Below are 16199 nucleotides of genomic sequence, written 5' to 3' on the forward strand. Positions count from 1 at the left end.
CGATTGACATGATTGTCGGCATCATGGGTATTTTGAAGGCAGGGGGCGCCTACATTCCGATCGATCCGACTTATCCGGAGAACCGCATCCATTATATGCTGGACGATTCAGGTACGGAGCTGCTGTTAACGCAGCAGCATTTGCTTGAAAAAGTGGAATTTAGGGGCAAGGTATTGCTGTTGGATGCAGAACTGGGCGAAAGCAGTGCGGATGCAGGCACAGCTGAGGCAAAAGGAAAAGCTATATCCGCATATCACAGGGATGGTTCGAATCTGGAAGCCACATCCGGTCCTCATAACCTAGCGTATGTAATTTATACATCCGGAACGACAGGCCAGCCTAAGGGAGTAATGCTCGAGCATCGTGGACTCTGCAATCTGCATACGTATTTCAGGGAGACATTGCGGATCAGCAGTTCCGACCGTGTTGTTTCGTTCGCCAGCTTTTCCTTTGATGCGGCATGCTGGGAAATGCTTCAGGCGCTCTTCAACGGGGCCACTTTATGTATCCCGACATCAGAAACCATTCTCAATTATGACAAGTTTGAGCAGTATATGGCGGATCATCACATTACAATTGCAACTCTCCCTCCAACCTATGCTGTATATTTGAGCCCAGAACGAATGCCGGAACTACGAATCCTGTTCACGGCCGGATCGGCGACCAGCACTGAGCTGGTTACTAAATGGAGAGACGGTGTGTCCTATGTTAACGCCTACGGTCCAACGGAGAATTCCATAGCAACGTCTGTCTGGCCTGTACCGGAAAGTACCGAAGCAGGGGAGTCCATCTCAATCGGACGTCCTGTACCGAATCACCGTGTGTACATGGTCGATGCACATGGGCAACTTGCACCGACAGGAATCCCAGGTGAACTGTGCGTATCCGGTCCAGGACTGGCACGCGGATACCTGCACCGTCCGGAATTAACGGCTGAACAATTTGTGACCAATCCGTTTACAGGTGGGGAAGCGGGCTATGAACGCATGTATCGGACAGGCGACCTGGCGAGATGGATGCCTGACGGCAACATTGAGTATCTGGGTCGGATTGACCATCAGGTCAAAATTCGCGGTTACCGGATTGAACTAGGCGAAGTTGAGGCGACTATGCTGAAGGCAGATCGCATGCAAGAGGTCATCGTACTGGCACATGCAAATAGCCAAAACCAACACGAACTCGTTGCCTATTATGTGGCGGAACGGGAAGTAACGGGGAGCGAGCTTCGCAAGATGTTAAATGAAGAACTCCCGAATTATATGGTCCCTTCACATTTCATTCAGTTGCAGAACGTACCTCTTACACCAAACGGTAAAATTGACCGTAAGGCGCTGCCGATACCAGAAGTTCGTTTGGCCGACCATGTTGCACCGCGAACGTGGATGGAAATAAAATTGGCAGATATCTGGCAGGATGTACTGGGTCTACCGCAAGTAGGCATTACCGAAAATTTCTTTGAAATTGGTGGTCATTCGCTGCGGGCGACGACACTGACTTCTAGAGTTCGCAAAGATTTAAACAAGCCGATGGATTTGCAAAACATATTTGAGGCACCGACGATCGAGCAATTGGCGGTCTTGCTTGAAGAACAGGATCAAATCACATATGCATCCATTCCGGTGGCAGAAAAACGCGACATTTACCCGCTTTCTTTCGCACAGACACGGATGTATGTGCTTCACCAGCTGGACCCGGAAGGGATAAGCTATAACACCACATCAGCACTGAGAGTAATTGGTCTGATAGATGTGAACCAGGTGGAAGAGGTATTCCGTCAATTAATTTCACGTCATGCGTCCCTCCGGACAAGCTTTGAGCTGGTAAATGGTGTGCCGATGCAGCGGGTGCACGATACGATTCACTTTGAGTTGGAATATGCCACAATATCAGAACTGCGGACAGAATCCAATGAACTTATGCTTGAAAATTTAGCAAAAGAACATGCCCGTTCCTTTGTGCGCCCATTTGACTTGAGGATCGCTCCGTTGCTACGTGTAAAGCTGGTCAAATTGGGGTTGGACGAAGAAGGACAGGAGCCGCAGCACTTATTGATGCTTGATATGCACCACATCGTTTCAGACGGGGTATCCATTGAAATATTAGCTGGTGATTTTGCCCGCTTATATAGCGGTGAAGTATTATCTCCGCTGCGTATTCAATATACGGACTATACTGTGTGGCAGCATAGCAAAACTCAGCAGGAGCGAATAAAGAGTCAGGGAGAGTACTGGCTGAATAGATTTAGTGGTGATTTGCCTCAACTGGATTTACCAACTGATTTTGAGCGTCCAGCAACACGATGTACGAAAGGTGACGCTGTTGAATTTGAAATGGGACAGGAATTGACTCAGTGTTTAAAAGAACTGGCGGTGCATACGGATTCTACGCTGTACATGGTACTTATGGCTGCGTACACAGCATTGCTGCATTATTACACAGGGCAGGAAGACATCATTGTCGGTACTCCGATTGCAGGTAGACCGCATGCTGACCTGGAGCCTATGCTCGGTATGTTTGTCGGCACGCTCGCATTACGTAATCATCCTCACGCTGAACAGACGTTTTATAACTGCATTGAGGACGCCAAGACGTGTGCACTGCAAGCATATGCACATCAGGATTATCCGTTTGAGGAGCTGGTGGAAAAGCTCGACCTACAAAGAGATATGAGCCGTAATCCGTTGTTCGACACGATGTTTGTATTGCAAAATGTGGAGAAAAAGGAAGTGAAGTTGGACAAGTTGTTCTTCCGCTCTTTTGACATAAATCAGGTTTCTGCGAAATTCGACCTGACGCTTGAAGTTAATGAGGAGGAAGCATCTATTCAGCTCCAATTTCTGTACGCTACATCTTTGTTTAAACGGGAAACGGTAGAAAGCATGGCAAGGCATTTTGTACAGTTGGTTAAAACTGTTGTAGCCAATCCCAATACTAAGCTGGGCGAATTGACGCTGATTTCGGAAGAAGACAAAGGGATTCTAAAAAAACATAGGAACACCCTAAAGGCTTCTCGCTACTGGAGTACTCTGCTCGAAGGCTATGAAGAAGCACCTCAATTGCCATATGCCAATCTGATGGGGCGCAGTCCATACCAGACAGAGCATCTGGAGATTAATTTGGATGTTGAACGAACGGTGGCACTGCAGCGAATTGCGCTGAATGAGCAGGTGACGACAAATACACTGCTGCAGACAGCCTGGGGAATTTTATTGCAAAAGTATAACGGTACAGATGATGTGGTGTTCGCTTGCTCCATATCAAGTCCTTTGACAGATATATTGGAATCGAAGCATTCAATTGGACTGGGTAACCACACCTTACCAGTTCGCATTCGAACCGAATCAGGAGCCAACTTTATCGGGTTGATGAGAAATGTGCAGCAGCAAACCGATGAATCTGCGGTATATGAACATTTGCCAATGTCTGAAATGGTTACAACGAAAGTGCAACAGCTAGCACTTTTTGGCCATAGAATGGTGTTTGAGACTATTTTGGAAGAGGCCAATACTGAGCAAGAAAGCTACGATTTAAGCATCATAGTACTTCAGGGAGATACGCTACGAATTGATTTTGCCTACAATGCCCAGGTATATGATCATCAGAGTGTGTCGCAGATTCAAGGACATCTACTGCAGTTGCTGGATCAAATTATAGCGAATCCGGATAGTTTAATTGAGGAAATGGATCTGTTGACTAAGCAGGAGCGGGAGCACATCATCCAGGTGTGGGGAAATACCACGGCAGAGTATTCGCGTGAACAAACAATTCACGGACTGTTCGAGGAACAGGTTTTGCAGACTTCGGATCAGACAGCGGTATATTTTGAAGGTCAACAATTGACCTACCATGAATTGAACGAGCGCGCAAACCGTCTGGCCCGTACTTTACGCAGCTATGGTGTGAAAGCCGATAGTCTGGTTAGTCTGATGACAGAGCGTTCTGTAGATATGATTGTGGGCATATTGGGAATTTTGAAGGCGGGGGGAGCATATATCCCGATAGACCCAACCTATCCGGAGGAACGCATCCGCTACATGCTGGACGACTCAGGTACGGAACTGTTGTTAACGCAACAGCACCTGACGGAAAAGGTGCTGTTTGGAGGCAAGGTGCTGTTGCTTGACGGTGAACAGGACGGAGTCGCTTCCGATACAAGAAAAGCGGATGTACGCAGAGAAATGCTGTCCGTATATCATCAGAACGGTTCGAATCTGGAGGCTGTATCGGGTCCAAACGATCTGGCATATGTCATCTATACGTCCGGAACGACGGGTCAGCCTAAGGGAGTAATGCTTGAGCATCACAGTCTTAGTAATCTTAAAACCTACTTCGAGCAAAAGTTGAGTATTGGCTTGTCCGATCGGGTTGTCATGTTTGCCAGTTATTCATTTGATACGTCATGCTCGGAAATAATCCAGTCTTTACTATGCGGAGCGACATTGTATATACCTTCCTCCGAGACTATTTTGAATTATGAACGTTTTGAGCAATACATGGCTGCCTGCAGAATTACAATTGCAACGCTGCCGCCAAACTATGCTGTATACCTGAACCCGGATCGCATGCCTGATTTGCGTGTTCTGCTTACAGCAGGATCGGCCTCTACCGCAGAACTGGTGTCCAAATGGAAGGACCGGGTGGCTTATTACAATGCGTATGGTCCTACCGAAAATTCCGTTGCAACGTCTCTTTGGCCGGTATCGGAAGAAAATTCTGAGTTAGGTGGAATCATATCCATCGGACGGCCAGTATCTAATCACCGCGTGTATATAGTGGATACACACGGAAATCTTTCACCTGCAGGAGTCCCTGGTGAGCTGTGTGTATCCGGTCCGGGGCTGGCACGCGGCTATCTGCACCGTCCAGAGCTGACAAAAGAAAAATTCGTAGCCAATCTGTTTGCAGCAGAGGAAGCTGGCTATGAGCGAATGTACCGTACAGGTGACTTGGCACGATGGTTGCCAGATGGGAACATTGAATATTTGGGTAGGATTGACCATCAGGTCAAAATCCGCGGGTATCGGATTGAGCTCGGTGAGATTGAAGCGCAAATTATCAAGGTGGACGGTGTTAAAGAATCTATTGTCATGGCTCGTGCAGATCAGCAGGGAGACTATCATTTGGCCGCTTACTACGTAGCTGAAAAAGAAATCAGCGGCAGTGTGATGTTGAATTTGCTGAATGAGAAATTGCCGAACTATATGGTACCGTCGTATTTTATACAACTGCAGAACATGCCGCTGACACCGAACGGAAAAATTAATCGTAAGGCACTACCGGCATTCAAGGAACATGCTGATTTGACTGCAGAATATGCAGCGCCGCGCACTGCCATGGAGGTGAAGTTAGCACAAATCTGGAGAGAGGTACTCGACGTTCCGTCCGTTGGAATTCATCATAATTTCTTTGCCATTGGCGGACATTCACTTCGTGCGACTGCGTTGGCCGCAAAAATTCACAAAGAACTGAATATTGAGCTACCGTTGCGTTATGTATTTGACTTTCCAACAATTGAGCAAATGGCGCAGGCTGTTCTTGAATTGTCTCCCAATCCATTTGCAGCGATTCCTGTTGCCGAATTGAGAGACAGTTATCCAGCATCTATAACTCAAAATAGACTGTACGTTTTGAGCAGCATGAATAATTACAATATGTCTGCCATGCTTTTGATGGAAGGGGAACTGAATTTTTTAAGATTAGAAAGAGCGCTTAAGCAATTAATTCAGCGTCATGATACATTGCGAACCTCTTTTGAGTTCGTTGATGATAAACTGGTACAACGGATTCACGACCATGTCGATTTCACTTTGGAGGTTATGCAGGGACACGGCGAGAACGAAGCAAGAGCTATGATGAGACAATTTATCAGACCTTTTGATCTTGGGAAGGCACCGTTACTTCGAGCTGCTCTGTTGCAAGAATCTCCGCAGCGTCATTGGTTTATGTTTGACATGCATCATGTGATTTCAGATGGTGTATCCATGAGTATATTGCTGAACGAGCTGCCCGCACTGTATGAAGAAAAAACGTTGCCCGCCTTGCGAATTCAATACAAGGATTATGCGGTATGGCAGCAAGGAGATATTGGTAGCTCATGGATGGAAAAACAAGAAGCATACTGGCTCAAGCAAATGAGCGGCGACATTCCGATTTTGGGTATCCCAGTCGACTTTGAAAGACCTGCAACACGTAGCACTTCGGGCAGCACCGTTTCCTTTGCCATTTCACCTCAGGACGTGGACCGTTTGAAAGAAATCAGTTTGCAGGCGGGAGCTACCTTATTTATGGTATTACTGGCGGCCTACAAGACCCTATTGTTCAAGTACAGCGGTCAGGAGGACATCGTTGTTGGAACACCTATTGCAGGTAGACAGCATCATGATTTGCAGCCGGTCATCGGTATGTTTGTCAACACGCTTGCATTGCGGAGCTTTCCTGAAGGGGACAAGTCATTTTACGAATATGTTGAGGAAGTAAAGGACCAGGTGCTTGACGCCTTTGAGCATCAGGATTATCCGTTTGAGCTGCTGGTGGAGAAGCTGAATGTACAGAGGGACCTGAGCCGAAATCCATTGTTCGATACTCTTTTTGAGCTCGATAACATGGACTCTGGTACGACGGAATTCCAAGACTTGCAGGTTACTCTATGCCCAGGCGAACAGAATATGGCAAAATTCGATTTGACACTCACGGCCATAGAAAGCTCTGAAAGTTTGGTTTTCAGCTTCACATATGCCGATAGCCTGTACAAGAGAAGCACGATTAAACGAATGGCCGATCACTTCATCCAGTTGATTAAAGCTGTTGTAGATGAACCACAGACCAAGCTATCTGAAATTGAGATCATTACGCCTCAGGAAATCGAAATGATATTAGATGTCTGGGGAAATACCGCGGTGAAATACCCATGTGAAAAAACCATTCATCAATTATTTGAAGAACAGGTAGAGAAGACTCCGGATCAAATAGCTGTAGTTTTTGGAGATAGCCAGATCACATACAACGAATTAAATGTGCGTGCAAATCAACTGGCTCGTGTGCTAAGAGCAGAGGGAGTCCAGGCAGATCATTTGGTCGGAATGATTATGGAACGCTCTATCGAAATGATTGTAGGGATTTTTGGTATTTTAAAAGCTGGCGGGGGATATGTACCTATCGATCCTGAGTTTCCGCAGGAACGTATGCTCTATATGTTACAAGACAGCCATATTAAGCTTATGATTGCCAAGCCAGAAATGGCCGCGAAGGTACCGTCGGATGTGTTGGTCATTTCACCTGACAGTCACAGGTTATCCGCAGAAGACTGTTCCAACTTGGTTGAAGTATGTGATCCTGGCCATTTGGCTTATGTGATGTATACCTCAGGTACAACGGGCAAACCCAAAGGAGTGATGATTCAACACTCTAATGTCGTTAATATGACAACTGCATTTAGACAACAAGTATATGAGAAATACAACTCGCCAATGCGGATGGCATGGCTATCGCCGTATGTATTTGATGCATCAGTAAAACAAATTTTTCCATGTCTGCTTCTTGGGCATGCGCTTCACGTGGTGCCGAGAGAGATTAGCACCAATGGTCATCGTTTGGCTGACTATTTCAGATCCCAACGGATTGATTTTACTGATGGTACACCGGCACACATGCATATGCTGACGGAAATGAAAGACTCCGTTGCAGATCTGAATGTACAGCATTTTATTTTTGGTGCAGAAGCGCTGCCCGGTCATCTCGTTAAAACATTTTTGAACACCCGGCCCGGATATCGTCCGCAAATAACTAATGTTTATGGTCCTACCGAGTGCTGCGTAGACACAACTGCGTACGACATTGACGGGGAGACGATGACAGCATGGACACATACAGTGCCGATTGGCAAGCCAATGGCTAACCAGCACGTATATATTATGGATATGAATCGGAAGTTGGTTCCGATAGGAATTGCAGGCGAAATCTACATCGGTGGTGATGGAGTAGGTCGAGGTTATATGGGAAATCGTGAGCTGACAGATGAGAAATTTATAGCCGACCCCTTCAAACCAGGAAAACGTATGTACCGCACAGGAGATTTGGCGCGATGGATGGCAGACGGAAATATTGAATATATAGGCAGGATGGATCATCAGGTAAAAATTCGGGGTTACCGAATTGAACTTGGAGAAGTAGAAGCGCAAATAATGAACCTGCCTGCGATCCGTAAAGCGGTGGTAATTGCTCGTGAGAATGAATCAGGACACAAGGATTTATGTGCTTATTTTGTGGCTGATAGGAATATGACCATTCAGGAACTTAAAGTAGCGTTGGTTCCCAATCTGCCGATGTACATGCTGCCAAGCTATTTTGTTCAATTGGAGAAGATGCCGTTGACCACTAACGGAAAAATTGATCGTAAATTGCTTCCTGCGCCGGATGGAGACATTCAAACAGGTGTTGAATATGCAGCCCCGCGAAACGACATAGAACGGCATATGGTAGATATTTGGAAACAGAATCTGGGTGCCAGTATTGTTGGCATTGATGATAACTATTTTGATTTAGGCGGACACTCCCTAAAAGCCATTCAATTGGTTTCCCAAGCTCAGGCTGTTGGCATTGAAATAGGGATTAATCAGGTGTTTCAATATCAGACTATTCGCCAAATGTCAGAGTATATGCGGTCAGACACTTCGATGCCGGATATGTTAACACGTGATATTGCCGAGGCAATCGACATCGTCGAAAGGGCTTATGACGTATATGCTCATTTCCAATCAACAACTGTTGAAGGGCGAGATCAATTAACTTTGCACATAGATCCTTTCGATTCTATACAAGCAGAGGCCCTGAAGGAAGTCATTTTGTCACGCCTTCATCCTGACCTTCATCCACATCATTTGCTTCCTTTTGAAGCAGCTGCTCAAATACCTGACTGTGAAAAGCTGTACACAGATACGATGGTAGACAATGAAGCTGTGAAACGGCATGCTGAGGAATGGCTGGAACATCTGTTGCGGATGAATGACCAATGGAACAGCACGATGCTGGCAGGAGAGCCTTTACAACGCTATGCGCTTGCTCCCGCTCAACATTATCATTTGGAGCATCCGCAATCCTCAGGAGGTGTCATTCCTTTTGATAGTTACCTGTTGAATGTAGAACGGTTATCTGCAGTCATGCAACGCCTGATGGAGCGCCATGAACTCTTTAGAAGTGTGTTGGTCCAAACGGATGTCGGATGGGAATGGGAAATGTTGTCCATGAAGGAGCGCATGGACATTCCAATGATAGATTTATCGAACTACGGTGCAGAGATGCAAAATCGTATACTCTCATATATATTGCCTGCATTCTTTATGAACCCTTATGAAACAACCGGAAACTTGTTATATCGTATTGCGCTTGTTCGCCTCAATTTAAGGGATCATTTGCTGCTGCTCCCTTGTTCACATCTCATCTATGATGGCATGAGCGGAGAGATCGTTAAGAGTGAGTTGTACCGTGCATATGATGATATGAGCAATGTAAAAGGGCAATTAGCAGGAAGCTACCGTGATTATGTGAGTCAGGTCCGCAAAGGACCTCAGGGCATGGGCGATCAAGAGATTGTCGACAAATTTCGCTTGTCCACATTTGCTGCTGCCTCGGATGCTGTAGTCCTCGCAATTGATGAGCGCAACCATACAACGGGCACAGATGTGACAGTAGAACTTGCAAATTGGAATGATTCTGAGGCAATCGGACACATGTGGGACTTGGCTATACGGCTAGCTAGCCGCTTTTTCCGCAGATATTTGCAAGTAGGCGAGATTCCTATTCTTCTCACCAATTATGGCCGGGCATACGAGGACAAGCAGTATTTTGATATTATAGGTGAATTTATAGACCAAATCCCTGTACTGCTTACAGATGCGGATGAACATGGGCATGAGATCAGAAACAGTATGCAGTTGGCCGTAGCGCGTAACCTGAATTTTCTAAATCTCATATACAATGATGAAATGGCTTCGTTGTATCCGCAGTCTAATCGGTATCTGAAGCATAGCCTGAATAAGCTACCTATTGTCTTCAATTACCTTGGCGAAGCGTCGGATAAATACCAGCTGTTTAAAAATATCGAGCCAGAAGAGAGGGACATCTATCGGGATTCAATCATTTTCTTTACTGTTCAGCATGTGGAGAATGTATTGCAAATCTCGCTGGAACTACCTTTTGAAGAAAATCCAGAAACCGTTAAAGCGATGTTGGAAACAGAGCTAGCGAACTTACTAGTAACAGACGGAAATGGAATAATGTCCACCTAATTTTCACTTTAGGCATTAAAAACAAGCTCCGAGTTCAAAATAGGAAAACTGCCCCAAAGCTTTCAAATGGCTTTGGGGCAATCTAAACAGACCACAAAAGCCGCAAGTCTCCAATAACCCCGGAGATTTACGGCTTTTGTGGTTTGTATGTAGCGAAGTTTTATGTAGCAATGTCGCTGAATTAAAACTTGTTGTAGTAGATCTTTGCGCCAAATAAATGACATTTGGTGCATGATAATCCGTACCGCATAATGGTTTGAGATATGAACTTGGTGAACCTATGACTCATACAATTGCGCTGACTCCCGGTGCCGCCGACTCATGAATACCAAAGACAATGCAATTACCGTGAGGATAATCCCTAGCATTTGAAATCCCTTGAAGCTAAACGTACCTCCCATTACGATAGCTATCAATAATGAAGAGATAATGGTTCCCAGATATCTTGAGGTGTTAAATAGTCCGGATGCTACACCGATTATTTCTTTTGGAGAACTTTGGAACAGGGCTGCTTGCATACCTACATTGTTCAAACCGTTGCTAATTCCGAATGCAGCTAAAGCCAAACACACGCTGATAACCGGTGAAGTTGGATTCAATGTCACGAGCCACAATGCCCCCAATGTCATCATAATTGCGGACACCAGTAATGCAGGTCTAGGTCCTGATTTATCGATCCATTGTCCTGCAATTGGAGAAGTAACTAGCGAGCATAAGCCTAAGCTTAGCATGAGAATGCCTGTTTGGAACTCACTGACATGGCGTACCATTTGCAAGTAGGACGGAAGCCCGAAAAAGAGCGAGTAATATAGTATATTAACGAGCATGAATTCAACATTCACCCAAGTCATAGCAGGGTACTTGGCGAATGTGCGTAAAGGAATAAAGGGTGAAGTCGCTTTTAATTCATGTCGTACGAATATCCCCAGCGCAACGAGACCTATCAGGCCGACAATGACATTTCCTAATGAGATATGTCCAGATGATTTTGCTGAGAGTAATCCAACGAGCAGGGTAACCAAAGCCACTGTGAAGAGCAGAATCCCTAATGCATCAATCAATTCAAACCATTTACGAAAGGACATGTTGCGTGTTACGGATGTTGGCAGTTCGTCCTTAGAAATATTCCTCCAAGCCAATAGAAAGCTGGCCACTACAAACGGAATATTAATGAAAAAGATAGCAGGCCAATCCCACCAATGAATCAAGACCCCGCCAATAAAGGGGCCAATTGCTGCTGCTCCAGATAGGAATATGGACAAAACAGACAATGCAGTTGCTTGTTTCTCTGCAATATGAATTCGAACAATAGCCATTCCAACCCCGACCATCATGCTTGTTCCGATGGATTGCACAATGCGGAACACGATGAGCCACCCGAAATTTGGTGATAATGGAGCTAATAATGATGCAATGAAGGCTACAACAAGCCCGGTAAGAAATATCTTTCTACGACCAAATAAATCGCTGGCCTTTCCCATGACAGGTTGAGCGATGCTACTTGCAATGTAGAAAGAAAAAATAATCCAGGAAACACCTGTAAAGTCAAGTTGGAACACATTTTGAAGACTTGGAATAGCAACAGAAACCATCGAAGAATTTAATGGGTTCAATAGTATCCCTAGACCAACCGATATCATTAACCACCAGCTGCGAACGCTCATTTCTGGTCCCCCCATAGCGAATTAATGTCATGGTACTTGAAATCGATTATTTATTCCAACGCATTTGATGTTATAATCTCATTGACTTGAGGGAATGAATGGGGGGCATAATGGAACTTCTTCAACTGCAATATTTTTTGACGGTAGCTCGTTTGGAACATGTGACCGAAGCTGCACGAAGTCTGCACGTTACTCAATCGTCGCTGAGCAAAACGATTCAGCGCCTGGAGGAAGATCTGGGGGTTCCTCTATTCGATCGAACAGGGAGGAAACTGCGATTGAATGAGTTCGGAAGTAGATTCCTTCACCGTGCAGAGAGGGCTTTATTTGAATTGGAGCAGGGGAAGCAGGAGCTTAGTGATTTATCCAGCCCGGAACATGGCACTCTCGAATTAGCGGTGACCACTGCAAGCACATTACCCAATATCCTTCGAGAGTTTCGGAAAAAGCGACCTTATATTCAATTTCATGTGCAAATGCTCACCACACAGGAAATGGTAACGCTTCTTCATAGAGGCGAGGTCGATTTTTGCTTGTCCTCACCTCCAATAGAGGGAGATGACATCGAATGCCAGATCGTGTTTATCGACCCAATCCTTGTAGCTGTTCCAAAGGGGCATCGGCTGGCAGATCGAAGCAGTGTAACATTGACAGATCTAAGGGATGAATGGTTTGTCGGTGTAAAGAGAGGCTACGGTACTCGCGATTTAGTGGACTCTGTATGCAAATCGGAAGGATTTGTACCTAAATATGTGTATGAGGGGGATGAACCTGCAAGGCTTAGTACGCTTGTGGAAGCTGAAATTGGCATAGCCTTCATACCAAGCACGGCAAGGAATTCACGGGAACATCTTAAATATCTCCAAGTAGAAAATCACGAATTGGTACGGGAGATCGCTTTATTATGGCACAGGAGTCGGTATATTTCGCGGGCTGCTCTGGAATTCCGTGAGGTAGTTGTAGAATATTTCCGATCGATATCCAAACAGACAATTTAATCCCATATATAAGCGAAATAAAACATTAACAGAAGCGGTAGCGTAGGACATGTTAACCAAATGTCCTAAGCGGCCGCTTATTCTTTTATTCAACCGTAAAATTTGTAATTTCATTTGTATGCTGCCATACACATACACCCAGCTATTGAAAAAGTTTTGGATTGTACTAACCCATCCTTCTTAGCTGGCGAAACTGCTCCGGTGTGATGCCTGTTTGCTCCCGAAACCTCTTGATAAAATAGCTACTTTGATGAAAGCCAGTTTCCAGTGCAATCTGTTTTACAGTAAGTGCCGTGGATACAAGGAGATGTTTGGCCAGCGTTATTCGGCATTGGAGCAAATATTGAGCTGGGGTGCTGCCCATGATCTGATGAAAGAGCCGGCTAAAATGAAAGGAGCTATAACCTGACGTCGCAGCCATTGTCTTCAAATCGAGCATGTTCCGACAATGCGTACGAATATATTCTGCCGTATGACGAATCCTCTCATGGACGGTGCCGCCGGGAGAGGCACCAAAAATTTGGTGGGAATGATGGGCGATCTCCAGCAGAACTTCATAAAGCAGGGAAGAGATCCGTACATCATAGTCGTGACGGTATGCTTGGGCAAGTTGCAACATTTCTTCCATCAGCGGTTTTAAACGTTCTGGCCGGTGGAGCGAGAACAGATACGGTTCGTGCATGCTTCGACCTTGTAATAGCGAATCTACATCTTGCCCGTCAAAATGAATCCATCGAACATCCCAGGGATCCTCGGGTTTTGTTCGATATTGCTGCGTCGCATGCTTGCCGAAAAGAAAGCCCATGCCAGGGGTAAGCTCGATTTCCTTCCCATCATGCACAATAACGCCTTTGCCTGCAAAAATGATATGTAAATTGTATTCTTTCAGTAATCCTGCATTCCTTCGCTCCCCATGATTAGGGAAGTTCTTGTAACGCCCTAACGATTCGGGAAACAGCATACCTTTATTTAAAATGGGCGAAGGAAGATAACAATCTATTTTAATCATGTATCCATCTCCTTGAGTAAGTTAGCAAAAAAGTAATTCAATTAGCAAAATCGAGTTATTCTAAACCTTTTATTCTTATATTACAATAGATACGATTATCAGAGAATCACATTTTTGTACTATCACTTCTACTGAAGGAGAATTGGAGCATGCCGAAATCCTTATCTTTAGATCGCTTTCATTTAGGAGCTTGTTATTATCCTGAACACTGGGACGAATCGTTGTGGTCGGACGATCTCATAAGAATGAAGGAACTGGGCTTCAGCATCATTCGGATTGGAGAATTTGCTTGGTCGATCTTCGAGCCGGAGGAAGGAAAGTTCGAATTCACGCTGTTTGACCGTTTCTTGGAGCAGGCAGACGCGAATGGGATTCAAGTGATCATGGGCACACCAACAGCTACGCCACCAGCATGGCTTACTTATAAGTATCCCGAGGTGCTGAACGTATCTATGGAGGGGGTCACGTTCCAACATGGTCAGCGTCGGCATTATAACTACAGTAGTCCCATTTATTTAGAGCTTTGCGCACGTATTACAAGAGAGATGGCACAACATTACAAAGATCATCCGGCCATCATTGGGTGGCAAATTGATAATGAGCTGAACTGCGAGATAAATGTCTTCTATGCCGAGGCAGATCATCAGGCTTTCCGGCGCTGGCTAGAGACAAAATACGGTACGTTAGAGCAGCTCAACAAGGCCTGGGGTGCTGTATTCTGGAATCAAACTTATGACAGCTGGAAGCAGGTCCATCTAACTCGTCCGACCGTATCCGGGTCAACAAATCCTCATCAGGCTTTGGACGAGAAACGATTTATATCCGATAACACCATTTCGTTTGCCAAGCTACAAGTGGACATACTTCGGTCAGTGGCGCCTAATCAGTGGGTGACAACCAACGGTGTATTCGGGCATTTGGATAGCCATAGGATGACGGATCAACTACTTGATTTTTTCTCGTACGATTCTTACCCTCAATTTAGTACCATTTATCCGGACCAAGGAGAGAAGCCACTGCTGGATCGTAAGTGGGGACTTTCTTTAAGTAACGTTAGAGGGATGTCACCAAATTTCTGCGTGATGGAGCAGCAATCCGGTCCGGGAGGATGGGTGAACAGGATGGGGATGCCATCTCCGCGCCCGGGGCAGATGCGATTGTGGACCTACCAAAGCATTGCTCACGGGGCAGACATGATTTTGTATTTCCGCTGGAGAACGGCAACGTTTGGTACGGAAATGTACTGGCATGGAATTAATGATTATCACAATCAGCCGAATCGTCGGGTCGCAGAAGCAGGCCGCGTCGGAAAGGAGCTGCAAAAGGTTGGAGGGCGGATTCTTGGCAAACGCTACGTGGCAGAGGTTGCTCTACTTCGCGATTATGATAACGAGTGGGATGGCGAGTTGGATAAATGGTATGGCCCCTTGACAAAACAAAGTGAGCTCGGCTGGTACAAGGCACTGCAGTATGGACATATACCTTCGGATATGGTTACAATCCGTCCGGGTATGGAATCAGAACAGCTGCGGGAACTGGCCAATTACAAGGTGCTGGTATACATGCATCCGGCGATCCTACGAGACAGTACGGCAGCTATGTTACAAAAATATGTAGAGGATGGGGGCATCCTGATCTTCGGATGCCGCACCGGTTATAAGAACGAGTTCGGTCACTGCCGTATGCAGCCACTCCCAGGCCCTGCAGCCGCAATGAGCGGCGTTCACGTAGAGGAATTTACGATGATAAATGGGACGGCATCACCTGTATCGGTGCGATTTAAGGATCAAGCTCTTGATTTTTGGGCTCCGGGCTTCAACGATATATTGAAGGTTCATGCTGATACGGTAGAAGTACTCGCAAAGTACGCATCAAGCTACTATGAAGGGAAACCGGCCTTGACCGTCAACCGTGTCGGCGAGGGACTGGTCTACTATTGGGGTGCAGCTTTTGACTTAGCGTTAGCGGCTGAGCTCCTAAGACAGCTGCCGGTGACATCTCCGCTTGCGGGGTGGTGCCAAGCTCCTTCGACGGTAGAAGTCGCTATTCGTGCGGATGTACAAGAAGAGCTGGTATTTCTACTGAATTACAGCGGAGAAACGGCTCAGATTAAACTGAGTGTTGAGACGGAGGAACTCCTTTCCGGTAGCAGGCTTACTGGTACCGTAACTTTGGAACCGTATGGAGTATGGGTATTGAAGATAGTTTAAAATGAAGAGAGTATCAGCCGCTGATCTTAGTCCGA

The 16199-nt window shown here is 45.8% G+C and carries 5 protein-coding genes; 3 read left to right on the top strand and 2 right to left on the bottom strand.

The window, feature by feature from the left end; all coding sequences use genetic code 11:
* Positions 1-10283: amino acid adenylation domain-containing protein (locus AC5ELV_RS25500; RefSeq protein ID WP_493432349.1), on the top strand; the 10283-nt coding region annotated here is incomplete at its 5' end.
* 278 nt (positions 10284-10561) lie between these two features.
* Here AC5ELV_RS25500 and AC5ELV_RS25505 read toward each other — a convergent pair.
* A complete protein-coding gene (locus AC5ELV_RS25505; protein ID WP_493432350.1) occupies positions 10562-11947 on the bottom strand; it encodes an MFS transporter in 1386 nt (461 codons plus the stop codon).
* 110 nt (positions 11948-12057) lie between these two features.
* On the opposite strand from AC5ELV_RS25505, the gene AC5ELV_RS25510 reads away from it, so the two are divergent.
* Positions 12058-12945 (top strand): LysR family transcriptional regulator, encoded by an 888-nt coding sequence (locus tag AC5ELV_RS25510; protein WP_493432351.1) that lies wholly within the window; start codon positions 12058-12060, stop codon positions 12943-12945.
* Positions 12946-13111: 166 nt separating this feature from the next.
* Here AC5ELV_RS25510 and AC5ELV_RS25515 read toward each other — a convergent pair whose 3' ends face one another.
* Positions 13112-13954: an AraC family transcriptional regulator gene (locus AC5ELV_RS25515; protein WP_493432352.1), complete on the bottom strand. Its 843-nt coding sequence runs from the start codon at positions 13952-13954 to the stop codon at positions 13112-13114.
* A gap of 149 nt (positions 13955-14103) precedes the next feature.
* On the opposite strand from AC5ELV_RS25515, the gene AC5ELV_RS25520 reads away from it, so the two are divergent.
* Positions 14104-16164 (top strand): beta-galactosidase, encoded by a 2061-nt coding sequence (locus AC5ELV_RS25520; protein WP_493432353.1) that lies wholly within the window; start codon positions 14104-14106, stop codon positions 16162-16164.
* Positions 16165-16199: the final 35 nt, after the last annotated feature.

It is taken from the genome of Paenibacillus sp. NMA1017 (assembly GCF_058895805.1).

Coding starts and splice junctions, on each gene's coding strand:
- AC5ELV_RS25505 (WP_493432350.1), bottom strand. CDS start 11,947: ATGAGCGTTCGCAGCTGGTGGTTAATGATATCGGTTGGTCTAGGGATA.
- AC5ELV_RS25510 (WP_493432351.1), top strand. CDS start 12,058: ATGGAACTTCTTCAACTGCAATATTTTTTGACGGTAGCTCGTTTGGAA.
- AC5ELV_RS25515 (WP_493432352.1), bottom strand. CDS start 13,954: ATGATTAAAATAGATTGTTATCTTCCTTCGCCCATTTTAAATAAAGGT.
- AC5ELV_RS25520 (WP_493432353.1), top strand. CDS start 14,104: ATGCCGAAATCCTTATCTTTAGATCGCTTTCATTTAGGAGCTTGTTAT.